The 26,855-nt window shown below is 39.4% G+C and carries 26 protein-coding genes and 3 riboswitches; of the genes, 16 read left to right on the forward strand and 10 right to left on the reverse strand.

The features are described from left to right. The first annotated feature begins 73 nt into the window (after positions 1-73). The gene (locus ACW2QC_RS17790) at positions 74-490 is read left to right on the forward strand and encodes a PepSY domain-containing protein (RefSeq protein ID WP_457545280.1); all 417 of its coding nucleotides are present in this window, start codon (positions 74-76) and stop codon (positions 488-490) included. 162 nt (positions 491-652) lie between these two features. Here the strand turns inward: ACW2QC_RS17790 and ACW2QC_RS17795 are convergent, their stop codons facing one another. The 6 genes from ACW2QC_RS17795 to ACW2QC_RS17820 all read right to left on the reverse strand — a co-directional run bounded on the left by ACW2QC_RS17795 (position 653) and on the right by ACW2QC_RS17820 (position 5,818). Beyond that, positions 653-1,957 (reverse strand): nucleobase:cation symporter-2 family protein, encoded by a 1,305-nt coding sequence (locus ACW2QC_RS17795; protein WP_457545281.1) that lies wholly within the window; start codon positions 1,955-1,957, stop codon positions 653-655. After that, on the reverse strand, positions 1,957-2,541 hold the full coding sequence (locus ACW2QC_RS17800; RefSeq protein ID WP_457545282.1) for a xanthine phosphoribosyltransferase: 585 nt from the start codon (positions 2,539-2,541) through the stop codon (positions 1,957-1,959). Before ACW2QC_RS17800 ends, ACW2QC_RS17795 begins: the two co-directional genes overlap by 1 nt. 153 nt (positions 2,542-2,694) lie before the next feature. Continuing rightward, positions 2,695-2,796: riboswitch (purine riboswitch) on the reverse strand. Positions 2,797-2,842: 46 nt separating this feature from the next. Beyond that, positions 2,843-3,139, reverse strand: a complete 297-nt coding sequence (locus ACW2QC_RS17805) for a GRAM domain-containing protein (protein ID WP_457545283.1) — start codon at positions 3,137-3,139, stop codon at positions 2,843-2,845. A gap of 149 nt (positions 3,140-3,288) precedes the next feature. Continuing rightward, positions 3,289-3,747 carry a hypothetical protein gene (locus ACW2QC_RS17810; protein ID WP_457545308.1) on the reverse strand — a complete coding sequence of 153 codons (459 nt, stop codon included), beginning with the start codon at positions 3,745-3,747 and terminating at the stop codon, positions 3,289-3,291. Positions 3,748-3,795: 48 nt separating this feature from the next. Then, the gene (locus ACW2QC_RS17815; protein WP_457545284.1) at positions 3,796-4,803 is read right to left on the reverse strand and encodes a DUF3231 family protein; all 1,008 of its coding nucleotides are present in this window, start codon (positions 4,801-4,803) and stop codon (positions 3,796-3,798) included. Positions 4,804-4,816: 13 nt separating this feature from the next. Further along, positions 4,817-5,818, reverse strand: a complete 1,002-nt coding sequence (locus ACW2QC_RS17820; protein ID WP_457545285.1) for a DUF3231 family protein — start codon at positions 5,816-5,818, stop codon at positions 4,817-4,819. Positions 5,819-6,133: 315 nt separating this feature from the next. On the opposite strand from ACW2QC_RS17820, the gene ACW2QC_RS17825 reads away from it, so the two are divergent. The 9 genes from ACW2QC_RS17825 to ACW2QC_RS17865 all read left to right on the forward strand — a co-directional run bounded on the left by ACW2QC_RS17825 (position 6,134) and on the right by ACW2QC_RS17865 (position 18,975). Further along, the gene (locus tag ACW2QC_RS17825; RefSeq protein ID WP_457545286.1) at positions 6,134-7,699 is read left to right on the forward strand and encodes a spore germination protein; all 1,566 of its coding nucleotides are present in this window, start codon (positions 6,134-6,136) and stop codon (positions 7,697-7,699) included. Then, a complete protein-coding gene (locus ACW2QC_RS17830) occupies positions 7,696-8,802 on the forward strand; it encodes a GerAB/ArcD/ProY family transporter (RefSeq protein WP_457545287.1) in 1,107 nt (368 codons plus the stop codon). The genes ACW2QC_RS17825 and ACW2QC_RS17830 overlap by 4 nt, the downstream gene beginning before the upstream one ends. After that, on the forward strand, positions 8,795-9,964 hold the full coding sequence (locus tag ACW2QC_RS17835) for a Ger(x)C family spore germination protein (protein WP_457545288.1): 1,170 nt from the start codon (positions 8,795-8,797) through the stop codon (positions 9,962-9,964). The genes ACW2QC_RS17830 and ACW2QC_RS17835 overlap by 8 nt, the downstream gene beginning before the upstream one ends. A 20-nt stretch (positions 9,965-9,984) precedes the next feature. Then, positions 9,985-10,149 carry a hypothetical protein gene (locus ACW2QC_RS17840; RefSeq protein WP_457545289.1) on the forward strand — a complete coding sequence of 55 codons (165 nt, stop codon included), beginning with the start codon at positions 9,985-9,987 and terminating at the stop codon, positions 10,147-10,149. Positions 10,150-10,317: 168 nt separating this feature from the next. Beyond that, positions 10,318-11,277, forward strand: a complete 960-nt coding sequence (locus tag ACW2QC_RS17845; RefSeq protein WP_457545290.1) for an AAA family ATPase — start codon at positions 10,318-10,320, stop codon at positions 11,275-11,277. After that, complete coding sequence (locus ACW2QC_RS17850) at positions 11,277-12,542, forward strand: DUF58 domain-containing protein (protein ID WP_457545291.1); 1,266 nt, start codon at positions 11,277-11,279, stop codon at positions 12,540-12,542. The genes ACW2QC_RS17845 and ACW2QC_RS17850 overlap by 1 nt, the downstream gene beginning before the upstream one ends. Beyond that, entirely contained in the window at positions 12,539-14,755 is a 2,217-nt protein-coding gene (locus ACW2QC_RS17855; protein WP_457545292.1) for a DUF4129 domain-containing transglutaminase family protein, read from the forward strand. The genes ACW2QC_RS17850 and ACW2QC_RS17855 overlap by 4 nt, the downstream gene beginning before the upstream one ends. A gap of 208 nt (positions 14,756-14,963) precedes the next feature. Further along, positions 14,964-15,065: riboswitch (purine riboswitch) on the forward strand. 687 nt (positions 15,066-15,752) lie between these two features. After that, positions 15,753-17,288, forward strand: coding sequence for a glutamine-hydrolyzing GMP synthase (gene guaA, locus ACW2QC_RS17860; RefSeq protein ID WP_457545293.1), 1,536 nt, complete (start codon positions 15,753-15,755; stop codon positions 17,286-17,288). 113 nt (positions 17,289-17,401) lie between these two features. Next, positions 17,402-17,502, forward strand: a riboswitch (purine riboswitch). Positions 17,503-17,640: 138 nt separating this feature from the next. Next, entirely contained in the window at positions 17,641-18,975 is a 1,335-nt protein-coding gene (locus tag ACW2QC_RS17865) for an NCS2 family permease (protein ID WP_457545294.1), read from the forward strand. A 60-nt stretch (positions 18,976-19,035) separates the two neighbouring features. On the opposite strand, the gene ACW2QC_RS17870 is transcribed toward ACW2QC_RS17865, so the two are convergent. Together ACW2QC_RS17870 and ACW2QC_RS17875 are read right to left on the reverse strand one after the other, a co-directional pair. After that, a complete protein-coding gene (locus ACW2QC_RS17870) occupies positions 19,036-19,458 on the reverse strand; it encodes a hypothetical protein (protein WP_457545295.1) in 423 nt (140 codons plus the stop codon). A 187-nt stretch (positions 19,459-19,645) separates the two neighbouring features. Further along, complete coding sequence (locus ACW2QC_RS17875) at positions 19,646-19,861, reverse strand: hypothetical protein (protein WP_457545296.1); 216 nt, start codon at positions 19,859-19,861, stop codon at positions 19,646-19,648. A gap of 954 nt (positions 19,862-20,815) precedes the next feature. Here ACW2QC_RS17875 and ACW2QC_RS17880 point away from each other — a divergent pair. The 4 genes from ACW2QC_RS17880 (at position 20,816) to ACW2QC_RS17895 (ending at position 23,386) form a co-directional block, all read left to right on the forward strand. After that, entirely contained in the window at positions 20,816-21,118 is a 303-nt protein-coding gene (locus ACW2QC_RS17880) for a nucleotidyltransferase domain-containing protein (protein WP_457545297.1), read from the forward strand. Between the two features lie 63 nt (positions 21,119-21,181). Then, entirely contained in the window at positions 21,182-21,583 is a 402-nt protein-coding gene (gene tnpA / locus ACW2QC_RS17885; RefSeq protein ID WP_457545298.1) for an IS200/IS605 family transposase, read from the forward strand. 8 nt (positions 21,584-21,591) lie between these two features. Further along, a complete protein-coding gene (gene tnpB / locus ACW2QC_RS17890; RefSeq protein WP_457545299.1) occupies positions 21,592-22,764 on the forward strand; it encodes an IS200/IS605 family element RNA-guided endonuclease TnpB in 1,173 nt (390 codons plus the stop codon). A gap of 151 nt (positions 22,765-22,915) precedes the next feature. Beyond that, a complete protein-coding gene (locus ACW2QC_RS17895; RefSeq protein ID WP_457545300.1) occupies positions 22,916-23,386 on the forward strand; it encodes a nucleotidyltransferase substrate binding protein in 471 nt (156 codons plus the stop codon). A gap of 79 nt (positions 23,387-23,465) precedes the next feature. On the opposite strand, the gene ACW2QC_RS17900 is transcribed toward ACW2QC_RS17895, so the two are convergent. Further along, entirely contained in the window at positions 23,466-24,638 is a 1,173-nt protein-coding gene (locus tag ACW2QC_RS17900; protein WP_457545301.1) for an MFS transporter, read from the reverse strand. Positions 24,639-24,799: 161 nt separating this feature from the next. Between ACW2QC_RS17900 and ACW2QC_RS17905 the strand changes: the two genes are divergently transcribed. Continuing rightward, entirely contained in the window at positions 24,800-25,309 is a 510-nt protein-coding gene (locus ACW2QC_RS17905) for an NTF2-like N-terminal transpeptidase domain-containing protein (protein ID WP_457545302.1), read from the forward strand. Between the two features lie 41 nt (positions 25,310-25,350). Here ACW2QC_RS17905 and msrA read toward each other — a convergent pair whose 3' ends face one another. Next, on the reverse strand, positions 25,351-25,881 hold the full coding sequence (msrA, locus tag ACW2QC_RS17910; RefSeq protein WP_457545303.1) for a peptide-methionine (S)-S-oxide reductase MsrA: 531 nt from the start codon (positions 25,879-25,881) through the stop codon (positions 25,351-25,353). A gap of 108 nt (positions 25,882-25,989) precedes the next feature. Here msrA and ACW2QC_RS17915 point away from each other — a divergent pair, with 108 nt between their 5' ends. Beyond that, positions 25,990-26,700, forward strand: a complete 711-nt coding sequence (locus ACW2QC_RS17915; protein ID WP_457545304.1) for an MOSC domain-containing protein — start codon at positions 25,990-25,992, stop codon at positions 26,698-26,700. Positions 26,701-26,855 lie beyond the last annotated feature (155 nt).

Genomic DNA, 26,855 nt, shown 5'->3' on the forward strand with positions numbered 1-26,855 from the left:
CCAAAATAATCACTCATAATAGGCGAATGAATAGGATAATAAAGAAATAATGAAGGAAAAGGGGATACGAAAAATGTACAATTATAGTTGGGATAATCCAAATCCATCTTGGAATCCGAATTGGCAAAACCCAAATTGGGAGAATCCGAATTGGCCAAATCCAAATTGGCAAAACCCAAATTGGGAGAATCCGAATTGGCCAAATCCAAATTGGCAAAACCCGAATTGGCAGGATCCAAATTGGCCAAATCCAAATCAAAACCCGTATGGATTTCCTCCAAATGAGGCTCATTGGTATCGTCAAATAACAATTGAAGAAGCAATGAACATAGCATTGCAGCAAGTTCCCGGGCAAGTAGTGAAGGTGGAGTTAGATTCAAAAAATGGTATGCAGGTTTATGAGGTGGAAATTATAACATCACAAGGCAGTAAATATGAAGTCGAAGTTGATGTGAATACTGGTGGAATTGTAGATATAGATCTCGATTAAAACATAGTCGGTGTACCAAAAAAAGTATGGAAATCACCTATAACGAGTAGTGAGACCTGAAGATTGAATGCCTACCTATTGTTCGGTGATCTGAAGTAAATTAAAAAACCGTACCGCATGGAATTGCCAACATCCATGCGGTACGGTTTTTATCATTCAATGCTATGCCTCTTGCTCATACAACACTGCTGCTCGTTTTCTCTTTCGTAAAGGCAGCATGTTAAAGATGATATTTAGTGTAATCGCCGTTACGCTTCCAGCTACAATTCCATTACTTGTTAGGATTTGAATACTTGCTGGAAGGTTGCTAAATAAATCTGGAGCAACTGTTACACCAAGTCCGATTCCTACTGAACAAGCAATAATCATAGAATTTTCCTGTGAATCGGTTATAATTTTACCGAGCATTTTAATTCCTTGCGACACGACCATGCCGAACATAGCGATCATAGCCCCGCCTAATACGGAAGATGGAATAATCGTTGCCAGGGCCGCAACTTTAGGTAAAAAGCCAAGTGCCACTAACATCAGACCAGTAAGTAAGATGATTTTTCGGGAACGTACACCTGACATTTGCAGTAACCCGACATTTTGTGAAAATGTTGTATATGGAAACGCGTTGAAAATCCCGCCTAACACGGCCGCTAGCCCTTCAGCCCGATAGCCTTTTGCCAGATCTTCTTCCGTTAAATCCTTTTCACAAATATCACTTAAGGCAAAATAAACTCCCGTTGACTCTACTAACGAAACCATTGCAACAAGTGTCATCGTTAAAATAGCAGGCCATTCAAACGTCGGAAAGCCAAAATGAAATGGTTCCACCATATGGAAAAAGGTTGCTTCTGTTACAGGTGAAAAATCAACTTTTCCGATAAAAAATGCAACGACCGTACCAGCCACAAGGCCAAGCAAGATGGAAATAGATCGAATAAAGCCAGTAGAGAATCGATAAATAAGAATAATTAACAATAATGTCCCAAATCCGAGCAAAACATTTGCAAGTGATCCAAAATCACTTGCGCCGTCACCACCGCCCAAATTGTTAACAGCAACGGGGATAAGCGTAATCCCGATAACGGTAACAACAGACCCTGTCACAACTGGAGGGAAAAATTTTACCAGTTTACCGAAAAAGCCGCTGATGAGGACAATGATTAATCCAGATGCAATAACCGATCCATATACGCCTGATATACCATATTCTCCGCCAATCGCAATAATCGGACCGACAGCCGTAAACGTACAGCCAAGCACGACTGGAAGGCCAATCCCGACAAACCGATTGGTCGTAATCTGCAAAATCGTGGCAATCCCACACAGTAATATATCAATCGAAACGAGATACGTTAATTCGTTTGCGTTAAAGCCTAGTGCACCGCCGATTATTAATGGTACAATAACTGCTCCTGCGTACATTGCCAATAGATGCTGAATGCCCAAGGTTACTTGTTTAGATGCATTTTTCATTACGCGTGAACCTCCTTGAAAAATTCGACCTGCCCATTTTTTAATGACGCAATGTTCGCTAGGGATTCAACACGTATACCACGATTGCGAATCAGTTTGCCACCTGACTGGAATCCCTTTTCAATAACGATTCCAATGCCTGCAAGCGATGCTTCTGCTTGCTCCACAATTTCAATTAGTCCAAGTGCTGCTTGTCCATTTGCCAAAAAGTCATCCATAATTAGTACAATATCATTAGGCTGAATAAAATCCTTGGATACAGAAATGTCATTCGATTCATCTTTTGTATAAGAATAAACACTTGCCGTATAAAGATTATCTGATAATGTTAATGATTTTCGTTTGCGGGCAAATAGGACAGGTACTCCCAAAACAAGACCAGTCATTGTAGCGGGTGCAATGCCAGACGATTCAATGGTTAAAATTTTCGTTATACCGGCATCCTGAAAACGTTCAGCAAATTCCTCTCCAATTTCTTTCATTAATTGCGGGTCAATCTGGTGATTTAGGAATGAATCTACCTTTAGAACGTTGTCTGAAAGTACGTTACCCTCTTGGTGAATTTTGTTCTTTAATGTTTGCACAATCTATTCCCCTTTCGTTAATTCGGCCTTGGGAATAAATAAAAAGCCCGAAGACCGTGCATCCATTCATGTTATGAGTGGAGCAACGTCCTTCGAGCTGTAACATCGAAAGAAATAGAAAAGCAACCATGTTCAAGTTGTGAAGCATGATTTTTCCCGTTCATTGCCACCCATAGTCAGTTTGTTTACGGCAAACCGGTAGAAACTTGCAGGCCATATCCCTGCGATTATATGAGTGAATGCGATTGTAGAATGGTCTAATTATAACACGAAATGCATTAATTTCAATGGACAATTATTATCATTCTAGCACTTCACTTAATTTGTTAATCCATTCCTGTCTTTTGTTTACCCTGAATTTAATTCGTTCATCATTTTTAGTAATAATGATAAGCTTATTTCGTAAAATTAAAAAATCATTTTTCGTCTCAAAGCGTTTTATCGTTTCAAGTGGGATGTACGTTTCACCCGATTGGATGTTTAGCTTATGTGGCATGTGGTGTAAAGCTTTGTTGGTTAAGTAAAGCACGCCGCCAACACCTTCTAATTTTTTCATAGCATTTGCCCCACTTTTAAACAAGATTTCCCCTTCTATCAAAATAAAGTCCCCCCATAAAAGTTTATATAACAAACGAAAACACACCCCTAAATTGCGGTGTGCTATTTTGCATTATGTATACATTGTATCGAACCTAGTCAATTATTCCAACAAGAGGGAGAGGGCATTTTCACTTCAATTCCTTTATTTCACATACCCTCACCAGACTCACCAGCATTGACCTTTAGTAATATCCAACGAATGATGAAACCAATGATGATTCCAATCGGTAAAAATAATATCGGTAACCACATTGGACCGATAAGTACACCAAATAATGTTACAGTTGGAGAGAGAATTAAGCCGACTGTAACAAAATAAGCAGAAAACACAAACGGCATAAAAGAGTAAGGCTTTTTTCCGCCTCCTACATCTTTATATGCGTCCCATATTGCAAAAAAATACAGACAAGGATAAAACATAAGCCATTGGTAATTCGTTTGATCGATCGCTTCCTGAATTCTTCCATGGAAGCTTAATACAATTATGGTATTAAAATTGCCCATAACGTTAACTAAAAATTCTAATCCAATTAATACGAGACCTTTTACATATTTCGAATTTAACAATTGTCCAAACCCCGGAAAGGCAATACTCCATAGCAACATTTCTGTACGGTAACTTTTACTGCTTTTTCTTTTTTGCACTCGGCAGACCTATTTCGCCAAATCTTTTCGATCCGCTGCTATCGGAGGTTGTTCCATCCAGCCATTATCGATCATAAGTTTAGCCCCTTCGTTGGAATACTTGGCTATTTCTGCCATTAACCGAGTATATTGGACGCCTAAATCATGTCTGGGACTTACGGACATAGATGAACCATATTGCCCCATACCGGAAGCAATAAGTGTTGTGATCATAACCATCATCAGCTTATCAGAGAATGGAGCAACGGTTGATTTTGTTACTTCGGAGGTCATGAGACGGGATCCGTCAGCAAGTAAATCCTCGCGTAATATAGATGTAAAAACTTCAAGTTGTTTTCCAGAGATCTCTTGTCCTTTTTTAAAAAACTTTCTTACTTCCTTTGATTTGGCAACTTGGGCAAAACCGGTAACGATTGCCTGTCCCAATGCATTGCGCTTTGCATTTAAAACGAGTGCAGTGATTTCAACCCCAAGCAGTGGTCTGCGGTCACCAAACCATCCAGTTAAAAAGCTGTTTTTCGTGACAAAGTCGATTTGTTGTGCCTTAGGAATTTCCGGATAACTAATTAAAAGTCCCTTTTCCTTGGCAACCTCTTTTACCTTTTTATTCATTTCCTGTGATTCCGTTACGGCCTCTGTGAAATAGCTAATTAAATCATCCCGTTCAACCTGTGACAGGGCCAATCCATAAATTGCTAAATGAAAATTGACCATATTTACCATCATTTCAAGGTAAATTCGGTCAGAGAAAAGTCGTGGAGCATCCAAATTAATGTCCTTTTCTGTAAGACCTTGTGGAACTGGATAGTTTTCTTGTGTAAATATAGCTGTTAATTTCTCCTTGTGCTCTTGGGATATACGTAGAACATGTTCAAGGATGGTACGAATTTGCTCATCTTCTACATTTGATAAAAAATGACGCAGGCCGCATATTGCCATCGTATCATTTTGGTACGATGTCCAAAGACTGGAAATCTCTGCTGCTGTTAGCTCTACATGTTTTTCGTTGCTTTCCATTTTATTTCTCCTTTCATTTGTTTGCTAATTCATTGCGATCAACCATACGTGGCGGTTCCTCCAACCAACCATTGTCGATCATAATGTTGGCACCATCCTCAGAGTATAAGGCAATTTCACCGCTAAGACGTGTATAATGTGAAATTAAGTCCCGTCTAATGTTTGTTGAGATACTCATTCCGTAAAAACTAATCCCGAGTGTAATCATGGCAGTGACATGAGTCATTATTAGTTTGTCGGAGAATGGTGAAACAGTAGATGACTCTGTTACCATTGCATCAGATCCCCCTGGTACAGGTACATTACCTTCATTTAAAACGGAACTAAATACATTGATATGCTTCTTAGCAATTTCAATTCCCTGAGTTATATATTTTGTTACTTCCTTCGACTTGGCAACTTGTCGGAAGCCTGTTAATGTTGCGACTCCTAAGCTGTTGCGTTGGATATTGGAAAATAAGTTGGCGATTTCCAATGCAGTTAATGGTCTCCGTTCACCAAACCAACCTGTCAGAAAGCTTTGTTTTTTAACAAAATCAACTTCTTTTGGTGTCGGAATGGTAGGAGGTCGATTGTATAGTCCCTTCGTTAATGAAACTAATGAAGCTTTTTGATGCAGCGCATTGTATTCTCGAAAACCTTCCGAGAAAAACAGATAAATATCTTCCCGTGTTGACATGCTTATTGCTTGCGTAAATGCCCCCATACCAAGCATTCCCATTTGAAAAATATATTGTAAAAAGAAATTGTCCGAGTATAGTCTTGGTGCATCCACATTGACATCTTCGTCAGTAAAGCCAACTGGTAGCGGATAATTTTCCTTTTCAAATAGTTGTTTCAGTTTTCCCAAATGGGACTCCACCATTGTAAGGGCATCCTGAACAATAGGTTTGATTTCTTCGTCTTCCACTTTTTCATTGAAATACTTCATCACACAAGTCGTTAAACTAGCATTCTGATAGGCACCCCAAATTTGGGCATGTTCTGCAGACGTTAGGTTTATTTTCTGATCCATTGATTTGTTATCCTCCTTAAATTACCTTAAGTATTGTTAGTTTCTCGATTATTGGGTTACTTATACACGATAAATCCTGAAATGTTGCCTTTGTATAAAGAAACGTAAAGAGGGAAAACAAAAGGGAAACAGCTTATAGTGCGTGTTCAAAAAGTTGCCAAATTAGAAGCAAGAAGATCGAGGCGGCGTAGTCTTGAGGACCGGAGTGTAGGCAAAATCTACATGAGGACCGCAAAGACAAGCCAACGAAGAGATTTGCCGCTTATCATTTGGTGACTTTTTGAACAACTTCTTATTGTGATCGTGGGGGATTATATGTCATTCGGTTCATTTTTTAAACGAAATAAGAAGAATCAAAAGAAAGAGCAGCAGAATAACCAAGAGAATTTCTTTTCTGAAATCGTAAACCAGTTAGACACCAATATGGATAACATTGAGAAAATGTTAGAGAAGCCAAATGATCTGATAATCCGGAAATTTACGATACGAAACTCCAATCATAAGGGTGCAATTGTTTGTATCGATGGACTAGTAGATTCTAATGAAGTACATAATGATATTCTGCTTCGGATTCAAGGTGTGACGGAACGAAAGGAATTACCTGATAACGCTAAGCAACTACTAGAGATCATTTTTCAGGAAATGATTTCGGTAAGCGATATTAAAAAGGGGAACACCCTTGATGATGTAACGAATGCAATCCTTTATGGAAGCACAGTTTTTTATTTGGATGGTATTGATGAAGTGCTCATTATGGATACAAAGGGTTGGGAAAGTCGCTCGATAGAAGAGCCGGTGACAGAACCAGTTATTCGTGGGCCAAGAGAAGGATTTGTGGAAAACATAAGAACAAATATGGTGCTCATTAGGCGTTATATTCGTGATCCTAATTTACGATTTAAAACACATAAAATCGGACGTCGCTCTAAGAAAAATTTGGTTGTTACGTATATGGATGGAATTACACATCCAGATATATTGAAGGAAGTTGAACGAAGGCTAAAGACAATTGATATGGATGATGCACCAGAATCAGGTTTTATTGAGCAATGGATGGAAGATAGTTTTTTATCACCTTTTCCGCAAATGATGAACACAGAAAGACCGGATAAAGTATCACTCGCATTACTCGAAGGAAAAGTAGCAATTTTACTAGATGGAACACCAATTGTTTTGATCGTACCCTTTAATATTGGTGATGCATTGCAAACACCTGAAGATTATTATGAACGCTGGACAGTTGGAACACTACTAAGGTCATTACGATATCTAGCAGCATTTATCGCAATGTTTGTTCCGGCCTTATATATTGCGCTCACTTCCTTTCATCAAGGAATGATTCCATCTAAATTAGCTTTCTCGATAGCTGCCACAAGAGAGGGGGTCCCATTCCCAGCGTTTGTAGAGGCGATTCTTATGGGAGTGACAATGGAGTTGTTACGTGAAGCTGGAGCTAGATTACCAAAAACGATCGGCCAAACAATCGGAATTGTCGGTGGGCTAGTTATTGGTGATGCGGCAGTACAGGCAGGTGTTGTTAGCCCGATCATGGTTATTGTTGTTGCTCTAACAGCTATCTCTTCTTTTTCTTTGCCAGCGTATAGTGTAGCTATTTCATTTCGGATCATTCGCTTCGGTTTTATGATAGCTGCTGCAGTGTTTGGACTTTACGGGATTATTCTTGCGTACATTATGATCAATATCCATATCGTCAATTTAAAAAGTGTTGGTGTGCCCTTCTCTGCTCCCTTTGCACCAAGCTTTTTTAAAGATTGGAAGGACCTTGTCTTACGTGCGCCAATTCAAGTGTTAACGAAACGCCCACAATACCTCAATACAGTGGATCCTGAATCTGCAAATAAAGGGGGAGAAGGATCATGAAATGGTTCGAATATGGCGACGAAAAAATTAGTCATCGGGAAATTTTAATCGCAATTCCTTCCATGGTAATTGGGGTTGGAATTCTTTCGCTGCCGAAGGAGATTGCTGCTGTAACAATGGGGGTGGATGGTTGGATTCCACTAGTAGCAGGTGGGATCTTTATTACCTTTATCACCTGGATGATGGCTAAATTGGCAGCAGGGTTCCCTAACCAATCATTTCTTTCTTATGCATCGAAAATTGTCACAAAACCGATAGCAATCGTATTCACATTTATTTTTGCAATGATTGGTCTTATGTTGGCAGCTTATGAAGTTAGGGAAATATCGGATATTGCTAAACAATATTTATTTGATCGAACACCAGTTGAAGTCGTTGCTCTTACCTTTTTGCTCGTCGTGGTCTATGCAGTATCGGGTTCAAGGGCAGGTATATTCCGCTTAAACATGATGTTTTTACCAATTATCATATTGATCGGGATTGCCGTACCGATGTTTAATTTGGGGTGGTTTTCATTTGATAATCTGCTACCTTTTTTTCAAACAACGATGGGTGGTTATAAAACTGGTATCACAACTGGCCTAACCTCTTACATGGGGTTTGGTATTATTTTGTTTTATATATCGTTAGTAAGAAAACCAGAGCGAACACCGAAAATGGCAGTAATTGGGACGTGTATTCCAATCGTACTTTATATCTTGCTTTTTATTACGTGTATCGGTGTGTTTGGTAATTCGGTTACATCAAATCTCCTTTTTCCAACAATTGAATTGGCAAAAGAGGTCGACATACCTGGTGGATTCTTTGAACGATTTGAATCCGTATTTTTTGTTATTTGGATCATGGCTATTTTTAATACAACGGTAATGTCCTTTGATATTGCTGTATTTGCATTAGGTTCTATTTTTAAACATACACCAAAACTGAAGTTAATTTTTATTTTGTCACCTATTGTATATATCATGGCGATGTTGCCGAAAGATTTAGTGGCCGTTTCCACATCTGGAACGGTATTAAGTTATTTTGCAGTCGCTTTTACGGTTGTAGTTACTATTTTATTGAGCTTGATCGCCAAACTAAGGGGGTTAAAACAAGTTGATTAAACGAAAAATAATGTTTCTCCTATCGAGCTCATTGATTTTGTTGTTAACTGGCTGCTGGGATCAGGTAGATATTGAGGAGCGCGGGTTTGTTGTTGGGTCAGCTATCGATATGACTGAAGAGAAAGAGAGTGGCGGATACGTTTTATCGTTAACCAATCAATTTGTTGTGCCTGCGGGTTTGGGAGCACCAATGCAAGGTGGTGGTGGACAGAAGGCATTTAACAACATATCAGCATCTGGTGAAAGCATGTTTGAGATTTCACGAGCAATGGCTGAATTAACAAGTCGAGCGCCATTTTATGAACATGAAAAAATTATTGTTATTTCCAATAAGGTTGCCCGTACACCAGACTTGTTCGGCAGCATTATGGACTTTTTTCTTCGTAACCCAGAGATGCGCCGGAGTATCAAAATCATGATTTCAGATGGAAATGCTAAAAAAATACTGGACACGAAACCGGAAAATGAAAAGCTGCCTGCTATGTATCTTGATTTAGTAATGGAGAACAGCTTTAAAACAGCAGCTGAGGTTGAACCGGTAAGGATTGGCCGAGTGCATGAATATTTATTAGATGAAACAAGTTACGTCATCCCTAGGGTAACTTCAGTTGAGAAGAGTATAAAGTACGATGGAGTTGCGGTTTTTCAAGGTTATGGTAATCGGATGGTTGGCATACTTAGTGGGGAAGAAACGAAGGGACTAAATCTTATAAATGGAGAAGTACAGGAAGGAGCAATAAAAATTCAATTAGATGAAGAAACGATTACATATGAGATAGAGGACCTGAAAAGTAAGATGGAGCTGGATGCGAAAGATATCAATAATGTGAATGTTTCTGTTTCCATAAATGTAGAAGGCGCTATTTCCGAGACTTTTGGGTCGGAAAATCTTTTGCAAAGAAAAACCTTAGCTGAAATCGAAAAACAGGTTGCCAAAGAGATTGAAAAGAAAGCCAATCGTACGATCAAGAAGACACAGAAGGATTTAAAGACAGATGTTTTTAGAATCGATGACATGTTGAAACAAAGACATTATGACCAATGGCTAAAGATTAAAGAAGATTGGGACCGTGGAGAAAATTATTTTTCCAATTGTACGTTTCATGTGTCTGCAACAGCTAAAGCTAGAACAATGGGATCCGTCAATGAAACAAAAGATTAGATGAAATGGGTGAAAAAGGGATGTGGAAGGATATTCTAGGGCTTTTAAATGAAACGACGTTAATTGTTTGTGCAGTATTAGCATTTCTCGTTCCATTTATAACGTATAAAATTAATCGCAAGCTTCACAATTTTGGTGATCCTCCATGGAAAAAAGAAGAAAAGGGAAAAGATGAGAAATCCTAGTTGGGACAACGTATAAAACCTTTCCAAACAGCAAACAATGGATGTAGCAATTATTTTAATAATCAAAAACTACCTATAATTGTGCTTTTACTTCATCGTGTATTTTTAGTATAGTTAAGATAGGCAAAGTGAACAGAATTTGCTGTTTAGGAAGGGGTTCATAACGAGATGCAAGAGACGATTATGTATAATGAAAAAATAGAAAACGTATTATCGAATATTAATAGAGTGATGATTGGTAAGGATGAGGTAGTAACACTAAGCTTGGTAGCGCTCCTTGCTCAGGGTCATGTGCTACTTGAAGATGTCCCGGGTGTAGGTAAAACGATGCTTGTTCGCACATTGGCAAAATCATTGGATTGTGAGTTTAGTAGGATTCAATTCACCCCTGATTTATTACCGTCAGATGTTACCGGAATATCAATCTATAACCCGAAGGAACTAGAATTCGAGTTTCGGGCCGGGCCGATTTTAGGGAATATTGTACTGGCTGATGAAATAAACCGGACATCGCCAAAGACGCAATCCTCTTTGCTAGAAGGGATGGAGGAAAAGAACGTGACAGTTGATGGCAACACGATCCCACTTAAGCAACCCTTCTTTGTGATGGCAACTCAAAACCCGATCGAATATGAAGGAACATACCCACTGCCTGAAGCACAGCTTGATCGTTTTTTATTAAAGCTGAATATGGGATATCCGACATTGGAAGAAGAAATGGAAATTTTAGAACGAACAGCAACGCATCATCCGATTGAAGCGATTAATGCTGTTATGACAAGAGAGCAATTGATTGAAGCGCAAACAGAAGTCCAACAGGTTTATATCGACCATAATGTTCAGCGTTACATTGTCAATCTAGCAACGGCAACAAGGAATCATCCCGCAATTTATCTTGGCGCAAGCCCGAGAGCGTCTATCGCATTAATGAAGGCAGCGAAGGCATATGCATACATTTACGCACGGGACTATGTTGTACCTGATGATGTGAAATATTTAGCTCCCTATGTTTTAGCACATCGGATTATCTTAACATCAGAGGCAAAATACGATGGACTTTCCAGTGAACAAGTCATTCAATCCATCATAAGAAATGCGCATATCCCGATTCGAAAGGAATTTCGTTAATGAACAGCATGATACGTTTTATTGGAAAGCTCCTTTTTAACGTCTTCTTGCTACTGTTGCTATATGCTTTTGCGATGTTTCAAGGTGGGTTTGTCAGTTGGTTTTTATTTTTTGGTTATCTACCAATCTACCTTTATCACATTGGGTTGCTCCTTTATCCAATCCAGAAATGGCAGGTTACGCGAACAGTATCCCATCATATTGTCCGGTCCGGTGACACGGTTACAGTAAACGTTAGGATGGAGCGATCCATTCCTTATCCGTTGTATTATTGTGTCTGTGAAGAAATTTTCCCTGAATCATTAAAAAAAGTTGATAATCGCATGGAGAAATACCGTCATTTGGAACAACCGGAAAAATTAAATTATAATCGGATTATTAAAAAGGTTTTATTTCCGGGATTCCGTCGTGTCATCGAATGGAATTATCGGATTGAACAAGTACCACGGGGTGAACATCAATTTCAGGCAATACGGATTAAAACAGGCGATTTATTCGGTTTTATTAAAAAGGAACACGTATTTAAAGCAGCAAATCAATTCATCGCATATCCGAATGAACGCCCGGTCAGGATGGCGGAACAGATTAGCAGCTTTGAACAGGGAGCAATTGCTGCGAATACCTTGAATTTAAAAAATACGAACGTTGCAACAGGAATTCGCGAGTACCTTCCTGGTGATAAATTTTCCTGGATTGATTGGAAGCAAACGGCAAAGAAAAATACGATGATGACAAAGGAATTTGAACAGGAAAAAAGTACGGATACACTGTTGGTTTTGGATAGTTGCTCTTACGACGGAATCAATATTTTGGCATATGAAGCGGCAATTGAAATAGGTTTGTCACTGATGGGAGCAATCAAGCAGCAATCGCAAGCAGAGTTTGTGACAATTGGTAGGGAAGCCAAACATTTTCCATTTCATCAGGATCCAACCCAAAAAGAGTTGCTGATGCGACATTTAACAAAGGTTCAACCTGATGGGATTCATCCATTCGCAGTAAAACTAAAAGAAGCATCAATGAAAATGGCAAATGGTGTTGTCATGATGGTAATCACAACACATTTAGATGATGCGTTGAAGGAGACGCTGCAACAAATTAGGCAACGTTCTAAACATGTCATCGTTATTTATGTGCAGACAGCGGCACATATAACCAAGCATGAACATCGCCTGATCCAGCAGCTTCAATTTAAAGGTATTGTTGTAAATGTGGTGAGTGAAGAGCAACTGGTGCAACATACGGTGGAGGTGAGTGTGTTATGAGTTTGCGCACAACTAGGAAAATACCATTTATTTACACCTCCATTCTATATTGCTGCGGATTTTTCATGTTTCTAGAATGGTTATATCCAGTTGAACAAATTACCGATACGCGTAATTTGTCTATTTTTATTGTGTATGCGGCTTTTTGCTTTGTCATTTCAATGTTTCAGATGAAATGGTGGCTTTCTTTTTTTATGAAAGGTGCTGCTATGGTACTCATTTTGAATCACTTATTTATGACGTACACATTTCTGAGTGGACAATGGTTTGAAAGTCTTTATATGGAACTTGCTTTTAACTTTCAATCACTAGTCAACCAGAGTTGGTATAATCTAACTCCACTGTTTCGTAGTTTGTTATTTTTACTGTTGATTTGGCTAATGAGTTACTTGTTATACTATTGGTTTGTTTATATGAAGCGGATTTTCTTGTTTGTGCTGTTGACGATTATTTATATAAGCTTGTTAGATACGTTTACGGCGTATGAGGCAGACGAATCTATTATACGAACATTTATTATTTCTTTCATTGCGCTTGGGTTGGCTAACCTTTTTAAAGTAATGGACCATGAATCAATTCGCTTTGCCTGGATTAAAAAAACATCGGTATGGGTCCTACCAATCGTTGCAGTTGTTTTGTTTTCAACATTGATTGGATATGCTGCACCGAAGTTCGATCCACAATGGCCGGATCCAGTTCCATTTCTAAAAAGTGCCGCAGAGGGAGCAGGCGATTCCGATGGAGAATCCGGTATTCATAAAGTTGGCTATGGGGAGGATGATTCGCGCCTAGGTGGTTCGTTTATTCAGGATTACACTCCCGTTTTTCAAGCAGCGGCAAAAGAAAAACATTATTGGCGAATTGAAACAAAAGACGTTTATACCGGAAAAGGATGGGAAAGGTCTTCAGAATCAGACTATCAAATGCAACAAAATGGCTCCATATCATTGGAAACATTTGATAAAAGTGTTGAAACAAAAAAACAAAAAACCATTGTAGAATTTCAGGGCAACACGGATATCGATAAGTTGGTTTATCCATATGGCGTACGTCAGGTCGATGCGAATACGAATGCCGACTTCTTACTAGATGCAAACTCTGGTGAAATTCGCACACAAGTGGCAGGAAATGATGTAAGCCTGAAAAATTACACTATTACGTACGACTATCCATCATTTGCTATCGATAAATTGCGGCAGACAGGAATGAAGGACCCGAATAGTATTAATGAACAATATACCCAATTGCCTGAAGGATTACCTGCACGAATTGGTGAACTTGCCAGGGAAATTACGACCTCGCAGAATAACCGGTATGATAAAGCTCGCGCTGTTGAGGAATACTTTGGCCGAAATGGTTTTACGTATCAAACGAAAGATGTACCGGTTCCTAAGGGTAATCAAGACTATGTGGATCAATTTTTATTCGATTCACAAGTAGGTTATTGTGATAATTACTCAACATCAATGGTTGTTCTATTACGTACGCTTGACATCCCAGCACGTTGGGCAAAAGGTTTTGCAAGTGGTGAAAAAGTGGCGGAAGATGTTGGAGAAACAGATGATTCTTATGATGTGTATGAAGTGACAAACGCGAATGCCCATTCATGGGTAGAAGTATATTTTCCTGGAACAGGCTGGGTACCATTCGAACCGACTCAAGGCTTTTCTAATCTAACCGACTTCTATGTGGATGTAGACAATATGGAAGAGCAAGAAGAGGCGGTTGATACACCGCCAGAACAACAGGAGAAAGAAAAACCAGAAGAAGAAATGAAACAGGAAAAAGAGAAGGAAGAAGATACCACAGCCAGTGCGGCATCCGAAAAAGAGGATGTGAAAATAAACGGCTGGTATGTTGCGGCGGCTGTTATTGTTCTATTGATTATTGCAGCTATTATCTATTTGTTGCGATTACGGATCAAAACGTTCTTTTTATCAAGGAAAATCAACCAGCAACATAGTGGAGCAAAAACGTATCAAGATGCCTATCATCATATTTTGAAGGTTTTAAAACACAATGGATTAGAAATGGAACCAGGACAAACGCTTCGTGAATATGCTGCTCGAATTGATGAGCGTTATGGCACAAACGAGATGGGGCAACTTACAGCGTACTATGAGCGGATGTTATATAATAATGAAATGAATCAAGTAGAAATGAAGCAACTGAACGAATTATGGAAAGATTTAATTAAACGGATAATGGCTTGACCATGCTGTCCGATGTTAGTAGAATAAGAGAATATTAAGTGCAAAAGTGGAGGCGCCAGTTTAACGACGTATGGACTGGACTGAACCGCAGGAGATAAAGGAAACACTGTGAGCAGAAGCGAGCAGATGTTGACTTATCGGACGGAGGTGAAGGAAGTCCACTAGTCGTTGGGCGCCGGAACTGGCCGATTGTTTGCTTGTTGGAAAAATTGAATATTTTTACGCCGTTCGTATATCCTCGATAATAAGGTTCGAAAGTTTCTACCGGGGCACCGTAAATGTCCTGACTATGAAGGCGGAATATCTATATGGTTCGGTTTATGCAACCTGGATTTCTGCCTTTTTGTAGCTTTGGGGGATACTCTGAGATACAATTTGGGTAGAAATTCAGGTTTTTTTATTAGGCGGGCGATAATTTGGAGAAGACGCGCAACTTGTGCACAAAAGTCGCGAAACTCGGGCCGAAAGCGGCGCAACTCGGGCCAAAAGCGGCGCAACACGGGCCGAAAGCAGTAAACTCGGGCCAAAAGCAGCGCAACTCGGGCCGAAAGCGGCGCGACTCGGGCTAAAAGCAGTGAACTCGGGCCGAAAGCAGTGCAACTTGTGCACAAAAGTCGCGCAACTCGGGCCGAAAGCGGCGCAACACGGGCCAAAAGCAGCGCAACAGGGACCAAAAGCAGTACAACACGGGCCGAAAGCAGCGCGACTCGGGCTAAAAGCAGTGAACTCGGGCCGAAAGCAGTGCAACACGGGCCAAAAGCGGCGCAACTCGGGCCGAAAGCAGCGCAACTCGGGCCGAAAGCAGCGCAACACGGGCCGAAAGCGTCGCAACACGGGCCGTAAGCAGTACAACTCGGACCAAAAGCAGCGCAACACGGGCCAAAAGCAGCGCAACAGGGGCCGAAAGTAGTACAACACGGGCCGAAAGCAGCGCACCTCGGGCCAAAAGACGCGCAACAAGTAGCACGAAGTAGACAGTAACAGTAGGAGTGAAGACATGGATAACAACGAAATGATATTGGTATTAGACTTTGGTAGTCAATATAATCAGCTGATCACCAGACGCATTCGGGAATTTGGTGTGTATAGTGAGCTTCATTCACATAAATTAACTGCTGATGAAATTAAACAAATGAATCCTAAAGGTATTATCCTATCCGGCGGTCCACATAGTGTATATGATGAAAATAGCTTCCGCTGTGATGAGAAGATTTTTGATTTAGATATTCCGGTTTTGGGTATATGCTATGGTATGCAATTAATGACATTGCATTATGGCGGGCGTGTTGAGAAAGCTAAAAACCGTGAATATGGCAAAGCACTTATCGAACTTAGCCATGATGCACTACTTTTCAACGGTACACCAAAGGAACAAACGGTGTGGATGAGCCATGGCGATAAAGTTATGGAAGCTCCAGCATCATTTCAAATTGATGCCACAAGTCCTTCAACGCCGATCGCAGCAATGAGTAATGCTGAACATAAATTATACGGCGTGCAATTTCATCCAGAAGTTCGGCATTCGGAATATGGCAACCATTTACTAAAGCAATTTGTCTTTGATGCATGTGGATGTGCAGGTGATTGGACAATTGAAAATTTTATCGACATGGAAGTTGCAAAGATTCAAGAAAAGGTTGGCGATCGTAACGTATTGTGTGCCATGAGCGGAGGAGTTGATTCGTCGGTTGTTGCTGCACTTATTCATAAAGCAATCGGTGACCAGCTAACATGTATTTTTGTTGATCATGGGCTACTTCGGAAAAATGAGGGCGATGAAGTGATGGAAACATTTGCGGATGGCTTTCACATGAATATTATTAAAATTGATGCCAAAGATCGCTTTTTATCGAAGCTTGCAAATGTAGATGATCCTGAGAAAAAGCGCAAAATTATCGGAAATGAATTTATTTATGTCTTCGATGATGAAGCTGCAAAATTAAACGACATCGACTTCCTTGCCCAAGGAACATTGTATACGGATGTAATCGAAAGTGGGACAGAGACAGCACAAACGATTAAATCCCACCATAATGTTGGCGGCCTTCCGGAAGACATGCAGTTTGAATTAATCGAACCGTTAAATACATTGTTCAAGGATGAGGTACGTGAGCTTGGAATTCAGCTTGGCATTCCGGAGCATATTGTCTGGCGCCAACCGTTCCCAGGCCCTGGTTTAGCTATCCGTGTTCTTGGGGGAGTGGACGAGGAAAAACTTGAAATCGTCCGTGAGTCTGATGCCATTTTACGCGAAGAAATAGCAGAAGCAGGTTTAGACCGTGATATCTGGCAATATTTCACCGTACTTCCGAACATAAGAAGTGTTGGTGTGATGGGCGATGCGCGGACATATGATTACACAATCGGGATTCGAGCCGTTACATCGATTGACGGCATGACGTCTGATTGGGCGCGAATTCCGTGGGATGTTTTGGAAAAAATTTCGACACGAATGGTTAATGAAGTAGAGCACATTAATCGAGTTGTGTATGATGTAACAAGTAAGCCGCCAGCTACAATTGAGTGGGAATAAATACGAACAATTTTAATATAGTTCTAATTAATATTCGGTTTTTATTGACTGCAGTTAACTGAAATAGTAAAATAGCATTCAGTAGGGGTGTTATTACCCTTCAAAGCGAGACAAAAAAATTAAATAAAGCAATGCGTATAATTTGGAGGATAAGGCCCAAAGTTTCTACCAGACCACCGTAAATGGTCTGACTACGCAGGTTCCAGTAATGTTAGCAGGATGTTGAACACACAGGTGAAATTGATTGTGTTCACGTTCTCTTTCCCCTTACTCTTGCTTGCTAGTCTAAGTGTGGCACTTTTGGTCAATGATCAAAAGTGCCTTATTTTTTTGATTTTGAGGAGGAACAGTCATGAAAAAGTATTTCCGATTTGAGGAATTAGGCACAAATTATAAAACCGAATTTATGGCGGGGCTAACGACGTTTTTGGCAATGGCCTATATTTTATTCGTAAACCCGGCGACACTTGCGTTAGTGGGTATTGAGGAACTTCCAGAAGGTGTAACCCGTATCGATCAAGGTGCTGTTTTTACCGCTACAGCCGTTTCTGGTGCTATTGGTTCATTATTTATGGGGATTATTGCGAAGTATCCGATTGCTTTAGCGCCTGGGATAGGATTAAGCGCATTTTTCGCTTACACAGTAGTACTTGGCTATGGTATTCCATGGCAAACAGCATTATCTGGTGTATTGGTTTCAGGACTTATTTTTATTGTATTAACATTAACTGGTTTACGGGAAAAAATTATTAATGCGATACCAGCTAATTTGAAGTTAGCAGTTGGTGTTGGGATCGGCTTTTTTATTGCTTTTATCGGATTTCAGAATGCAGGCATTATTGTTGGCAGTGATTCAACGTTAGTTGCGATCGGTGATTTGACATCGCCAACCGTATTGCTTGCGATATTCGGTATTATTATTTCAGTCATTTTACTTAGCTTAGATATCAAGGGCGGTATCTTTTATGGGATGATCCTGACAGCTATCGTAGGTATTATAACTGGATTGATTGATCCACCATCAGGCCTTGGTGGTATTGTGGGAGAAGTACCAAGTGTAGCGCCTACTTTTGGTGAGGCATTTGCCCATTTTGGTGATATCTTTTCCACAGATATGCTCGTTGTTATTTTGACATTTCTCTTTGTTGATTTCTTTGATACTGCCGGAACACTTGTAGCAGTTGCGACACAAGCTGGTTTGATGAAAGATAATAAACTCCCACGTGCCGGCAAAGCATTGTTCGCGGATTCAACTGCAACAGTAGTTGGTGCTGTTGTCGGAACATCGACAACAACATCGTATATTGAATCTTCAGCAGGTGTTGGTGCAGGGGGGCGATCAGGTTTTACTGCGGTGGTTGTAGCTGGACTGTTCGTTTTATCATTGTTTTTCTCGCCATTATTAAGTGTTATTACTTCTGAAGTGACTGCACCTGCTTTAATTATCGTTGGGGTTTTGATGTCATCAGCATTGAAAGATATCGAATGGGATAAATTTGAAATTGCTGTACCAGCGTTTTTGACCATTGCAGCTATGCCGTTAACGTATAGCATTGCAACTGGGATTGCGATCGGGTTTATTTTCTATCCGATTACAATGATCATGAAAGGGCGCATCAAGGAAATTAATCCGATTATGTATGTGCTGTTTGTGATATTTGTACTGTATTTTATATTTTTGAGTTAGATAAACAAGGCTGGTGCATATTTTGCGCCAGCCATGAACTAGTTTCACTTATTTTATTATTTAATCAAAATATTGAACATACAATGCTTGATCTAAAACTGTGTAGTTAGATGTGTGAGTGGTGTAAAATTCTGCTCTTTTATTCGCACCATCAACATAACTACCAATATTACGAAATGCAATATAATAATTAGGATGATTCATTACACCGTTAACAAAATAAGAGGCGACATAATCGTCATGTACAGGATCATCTTCCCATAATTCTATGTCTATCCCTGGTCGAGAACCCATTTTAAGCTCATCCATCTCATGCGGTGGAATCACTAAAGCATAATCTCCGCCCGTAGAGTAATAGACTCCATCTTTTTGCACATCGTTAATATCTCCATTCATCACCCATATTTCTCCATCTAATACATCCCAATTGCCATTACCCGCAAATGGGACAAAATCTGATATAGGTTCCTTTGCGCTATACACGTCAATTGTTACTCCAGTTTTTTCATCTGTTATCGTTTCTAATAATTCTGCATTTTCAAAGGAAATCTCATGCTGTTCTTTTTAATTAGTTATAGAAAGAGGTTTAGTTTCAGCATATGTTGTTGTTCCAAAAAAAGATAAAGCTATAAATACTGTTAACAATATTCCTACTATATTTTTCATATAATCACTTCTCCCAACCTTCCAGAGTATATACATCAACTTTTACTCCGGTTTTGCCATCGATTTTACTATCAATTAATTTCGCATTCTCAAAAGAAACTTTATCCTGCTTTTGTTGAATAGTTGTAGAGGTGGGTTCTGTTCCAGTATATACATATCCCACTATAAACAAAAACAGTAATGCAAAACATGTTAATCCAACAGTAAATATTTTTTTCATAAAATCACCCCCTACGTTTAGATTTTTATTTAATTTTAACGTGAAATGGAGATCTATACAATAGTGAATAGCTTACGAAATTCAATAGATTAATAATTTTCTAATGGTAGTATGAGTCGGGGAAATGTGAATTTATAAATCTTGTTTATGTTGTTTCATTTTTTTAGGCTCTTTTCGTAATGTTTGTTGTTTTTTAATTTCGTAGTAGATATAAAATGCGACGTAACTACTAGGCTTTTTTCTATAAGTACGTGCATTTCCCGCCGTCCGGGATCGCTCCGGGTGGATGCTTTCCGCGGGCACGGCCTCAGCCTCCAGCGACTTTATAGAATACGTACTACTACAGTTAATGGTTAGAAAACGCAACACCAGTGGAGGAAATACATGGAGACTCCAGCGGGAGGAAAGGCCTAGGTGAGACCCCGCAGAGCGACAGCTCGAGGAGGCTCAACAGCCGCCCGCGGAAAGCGTAGTGTATTTCCGGAACGGCGAGGGAACAATTTCTTAGTTGTGTCGCATTTTATATCTAATGTATAACAAACAACAATCTTTTAGAAAACAGCCTTTTTTATTCACATTTGAACTATTAGCGCCTCTCCGGTTAACGATCAACTATTCCTGAGATTCCAAAGAAAACTGCAAAAAACAAGTGGCCTGTTGCTTGATTAGGAATTAACCTCGAAATAAAATTGAAAAGCTGACAAATAACATATGTCAAATGTTAAACCGTGTAGAAACTGTAATGGAATAATGCAAAATTAATTACCGCGTAAAGAAACCAGTGAATACAATACAAAACTCCAGCTGTGATAATGAATACCAGCATATGAAACTTCCGAAATTGTATTTCAAGTTAGAACATACAGGGCTGATGCATATTTTTGCGTCAGCCTTATTTCGTTGTAGTTACGTTTTCCCTAATCATTTTTGGTATACTTAATTACAAAAGATTGATTGGGAGGCGATGTCGTTATCATATCCGGAAATTTTGCAGATTTAACTGGGATTTCTCAGCGTTTTATCGATGAATTGCTGGCGTATTGTTCATCTAATTCTTTAATCAAAAAAGTAGTTCTATTTGGTTCAAGAGCAAGAGGGGATTTTCATTTGCGTTCGGACATTGATTTAGCAATTTATAAATTAGCCAAGAACGCTTCTGATTTAAATCATGAGATGAATTGGCTTCGGATAGGGCTTGGCTTATGCCACGTTAACTATCCGACATATGCTCGATCTACAATTACGAATAAATACTAATATGATAGTATTATCAACTCTAATTTCAATGACATATGTTATCATATAGTTGAGGTGGAGCATATGGCAGAAGTTAAGCATGGTAGAGGGTATGTGTACTCCATTCAATACCATGTGGTGTGGTGCGTAAAATATCGTCATAAAGTATTAATAGGTGATATAGATGCAAGATTAAAAGAAATGTTAAGTCAAATTGCAACAGATAACGGTTTCACCATTTTGGAAATCGAAACGGATGGCGACCATATTCATCTATTAATTGATTGCACGCCACAACATTCAATCCCGACGATAATTAAAGCCTTAAAAGGTGTATCTGCAAGATTATTATTTAAAGAATTCCCGGATTTAAAAAAGAAATTATGGGATGGTCATCTTTGGAATCCATCCTACTTTGTCGCAACTGTTAGCGAGCATACGGAAGCACAGATCCGACAATACATTCAAAATCAGAAAAGGAGGTGATTAGTAGAATGATGGTAAAGAAGGCCTTCAAATTCCGTATTTATCCAAATAAACGCCAAGAAACACTAATTAATAAAACCATTGGCTGTAGTCGTTTTGTCTACAATTATTTCGTAGGTAAACAAAAAGAGAAAGATATGTATTGGTATATCGTTCTTGAAATGGTCCAGAACGGTCAACTTCCTCAAAATAATTGGAAAGATGGATTTTTTAGTAAAAATAAGTCGATCAAAGAAGTCCGGGAGTTAAAAAAACACTATCCCTTCTTGAAAGAAGTAGACAGTATAGCCCTTCAAAAATCTGTTGAAATTGTGAATGATGCCTACACACGATATTACAAAAAGCAAAATAACGCACCACGTTTCAAATCAAAAAAGAATCCTGTTCAATCCTACACAACGAAATATGTGAATGGAAATATTGATGTGCTGGACAAACATATCAAACTTCCCAAACTTGGACTTGTACGCTTTGCAAAAAGCCGGGAAGTTTGTGGACGTATCATAAATGCAACGATTAGACGTAATCCGAGTGGTAAATATTTTGTTTCTATGCTTACGGAGAGTGAAGTGCAACCATTAGACAAAACGGAGTCAGCAGTGGGAATTGATGTTGGCCTTAAAGATTTTGCTACGCTTTCAGATGGTATCGTATATGAAAATCCAACGTTTTTCCGTGCATTAGAGGAAAAATTGGCCCAAGCACAACGTATTCTGTCAAGGCGACAAATAGGCTCCTCCAATTGGAATAAACAACGGATGAAAGTCGCAAGAATACATGAGAAAATCATGAACATAAGAAAGGATATGCTACATAAAATCTCAACCAATATTGTCAAAAACCACGACATCATTGGGATTGAAGATTTGTCTGTAAGCAATATGCTCAAAAATAAAAACCTTGCAAAAGCGATTACTGAAGTATCATGGTCGGCATTTGGAACCATGTTGGAATATAAAGCAAAGTGGTATGAAAAACAGGTGATCGTTGTAGCGAGAAACTTTGCCTCCAGTCAACTATGTTCAAATTGTGGACATAAGCATAAAGACGTTAAAAATCTTGCGCTACGTGAATGGACTTGCCCAGTGTGCAAATGCCATCACCAACGTGACTTTAACGCAAGTATCAATCTTCGCAATGAAGCGTTGCGATTAACCGCAGGAACTGTGGGGATAGCCTAATCAATTAGAAATCGATAGGTTTCCGTACTTAGGAATCTCGTGACTTTAGTCATGAGAGGTTCAAACAAGTAATACTACTCATACACAGCAAAACTTAATTGATTTTGCCATCCAAGAAATGCTGACACATTTGAAAATAGATATTGTATTCATGAACTGTTTAACGAAAAGTGCATTGATAAACAATATTAAACGAGATGGGGTAATTATATATGAGAACAAGGAAAGGCTATACGAGAAGCTTGACGATTTCAAACGTGCTATCTCCAGACTGAATGAGGCAACAATGTTAGAGATTGAAAGTGATATCATCTATGATGGAGTGATTCAGCGCTTTGAATTCACATTTGAACTAAACTGGAAATTAATGGAAATGTTTTTAGAATATACTGGTACAACGGAGATTAGAAATCCGAGAACGACGATACGTGAAGCATTCGCAAATGGTTTGATTGATGACGGAGAAAAATGGATCGATATGATGGTTGATCGAAACAGAACTTCCTATCTGTATGATGAAGATGAAGCAAGCCTTGTTTATGAAAAAATCAAAAATTGCTATAATATACTTTTACTAAAATTGAGAGATAGAATGGAGAAGAAGATTAAGCAGATTCGCTAACTTCGCTATGCTCCAGCTAGGTTAAAGTATCCGACAAAAGAGGTCAGTCCATTACACTTGATGAACTGACCTTGTATGATTACTCTACATTTCGTACAGTAGTTTCTTTCCCATACGGCAAAACATGATAGACTACGAGTAATATAGTTCCAAATAATGCACAGCAGCCCATTACAAAATAGAGTGTTTCTCCACCATAGGAGTCGATCAGCGCTCCGCCGGTTAACGATCCAACTATTCCTGAGACTCCAAAGAAAACTGCATAAAATACCAAGTGGCCAGTTGATTGAAGTAATTTAGGAATTAACCTTGAAATAAATTGGAAGGCTGACAAATAAAATATGCCAAATGTTAAACCGTGCAGAACCTGTAATGGAATAATGTAAATAGGGTCATCAATTACGGCGTAAAGAAACCAGCGAATACTATACAAAACTCCAGCTATGATAATGAATATCAACGTATGAAACTTCCGAAACCAGAAGAAGGCCAATGCAAATACAGCAGCTTCACTCGCTACGCCGACAAACCATGCTAACCCAACCATCCCCTCACTACCGCCAAGTTGGGCGATATAAAGGCCGATATAACTATCATTAGCCCGGTGGGAAATCGATAGAAACATGATCATAAACAAAAAGAGAAAGAACGGTTTATTCCGCATGATTTGCGAAATATCTTTTAACCGAATAGGATCAGACTCCACTTTTACATCAGTTAAGCGTAATGCCACAATTAGTGCACAGGTTCCGAAAAATAGGTATGGCCAGATCATGTATTGAACCCCAATGGAAGAGAGAACTTTACCAACAATAAGCGAAGAGATCGCAAAACCGATGGATCCCCACATACGAATACCCCCGAAGTTTACATTCAGGTCGTCTGCCCGTCGTTGTGCAAGGCTGTCACCTAACGCTCCTATTGGCGAGGTGAAAAAATAGAAGACCGCACCCATTGCGATAATCGTAAGTAACCCATTCATTTGAAAGAATAGGACACTGCTTATTAAGAGACCAATAATACAGATTACTAGCATCCATTTCACTGTTTTATATTTATCACTCAAGTACCCCCAGAATGGTTGCGAAAAAATAGCCGCAAAAGGACCGACGGCCAGGACCCAGCCAATTTCGGTACCATCTAATCCCTTATATTTTAAATATAAAGGTAAATAACTTAAGATAATTGTATTTGTCGCATGAAAACAGAATAATAACATTTTAAGTGGTGTCAATGATTCTTCTTTTGGCAAAACGCACTCTCCTAATCTATGACAAGCTATGTAAGAAACCATTATACTATTATATGATGTAAAACTAAACAAATTAATGAACCTTTCGTACAGATTGGTTCGTATTATATAGAAGAAGTACCAAGGAATTGCACTTTCCGATGAAAGGATTGGGTATAACAATGAAAAAGGTACCTTTAATCGTTCTTTTATGTTTTGGATTGTTAGCAGCTTGCAGTAACCAAAAGGATAAAGATATTGAGAAAGCCATTCAGCTCGGCAAAGATTTCAAAGAGACAGTCTACACGGTAGCGTATCAAGATATCTCAGCTAAGCTTCCAGATCAAATTGATTCTTTGAAGGAACAAGCTGGACCTTTTCTAACAAAAGATGAACTGGAACGACAGGTCAAAAATGGAAGTTTATCTTTTCCAACTCAGATAGCGGTAAATCGTGAAGCGGATGTTGCTGTAAAAAATATGGAATTTGCATATAAAGATGTACCAGACAATACCGAAGAGAAGATCAACTTGAGTTATAGCCTAACGATTGAATTGACGAAAGAGAAAGAGACCATTGATGAATTTTCGTTTGATGGACGAATGCGTGTGGAAAAACGTGAAGCGGGATGGAAAATCGATTGGGATCGAGATCAGGCAGCCAAACAATTTCTAGAGATGACTGGTGATTAAATGGAAAGAACCTCCAGATAAATGGAAGTTCTTACTGTTCCTTATTCCCCCCATGTTTTGGCAATGAATTCATCTCTACCTGATTTGGCGCGGTCCTCTTTGTATTCTTGTTCATTTCGTTTATAGAAATCTTGATGATAATCCTCAGCAGGATAGAATGTCGTTGCTGGCAGTATTTTTGTTACAATAGGTTTGGTAAACTTGCCACTATCTTCAAGCGCTGCCTTTGATGCTTCAGCAATGTTTTTTTGTTCTGTGTCATGATAAAAAATTGCCGTTCGATAAGAATCACCGCGATCTTGAAATTGGCCACCATCATCGGTTGGGTCGATTTGCTGCCAATAGATGTTGAGAATGTCGCGATAGGAGAAAATGTCAGGGTCATAGGTTATTTCAACGGATTCATAGTGTCCGGTTGTGCCAGTTTTTACATCCTCATATGTCGGATTTTCCGTGTGCCCGCCAGTGTAGCCAGAGACAATGCTGTCAATCCCATCCCACTGATCAAATGGTTTTACCATGCACCAAAAACATCCTCCAGCAAATGTCGCTTTTTTTAATGTGTTGTCCATGTTGATTCCCCCGTGATGGTTAATTTTTCTTACAATCAAACTGTTTTTCGAGTAAGATGGTGATATAATTTTCATTAACTATACCATATGAAGTGAGGGTGAAGCACGATGAATGCACCATATGTACATAAATTACTAATCGGGAAAGTAAAGCAAATGGGTCGCAGTGATGCAACGGACCGGATGGAGAGGCCGTGGGAAAGTGGCATTTTCAAAAATAGTGTCACATCTAACGTATGGTTAGGAAAAGCTGGATTAATGGGGGATCAAGTGGGAGATACAAAGAATCATGGTGGACCGGAAAAGGCACTATTCGCTTATCCAACGGTGCATTATGATTATTGGAGGCAGGAACTTGATTTGGAAACCATAGGCATTGGTGCGATGGGAGAGAATCTTGCGGTTGATTATGCGGAAGAGAATTCTGTTTGTATTGGGGATACGTATGAGCTTGGGGATGCTGTTATTCAAGTTTCGCAGCCCCGTCAGCCTTGCTGGAAACCCGCACGCCGTTTTCGAATAATGGACTTTGCTTTGCGTATCCAAAAAAGCGGACGAACAGGCTGGTATTTTCGTGTTTTAAAGGAAGGTTATATTCAAGAAAAGTCGGAGCTTCATTTGGTAGAACGGCCTTATCCACAGTGGACGATTACGAAGTGTAATGAGGTCATGCATGTGCACAAAAAGGATCTTAAACTTGCTGGGGAACTAGCAGCCTGTCCATTTTTAGGCGAAAACTGGAAGCGGACATTACATAAACGACTGTCAGGGCACGTTTCCTCGGTTGAAAAACGAGTGTATGGTCCTAATAAAGAATGAAAAAAAGAGTTTTCTGCGATTGCGGAAGACTCTTTTTTTAATTGTGTTCATTGGGCGTGCGAGGATCGGCCGGAGAACTCGGGGTATCAACTCGAGAGCAGAAACATCGTCCCAAGAGCGGAAACATCGTCCCGAGAGCAGAAACATCGGCGCGA

The sequence above is a fragment of the Virgibacillus sp. FSP13 genome (assembly GCF_054048505.1).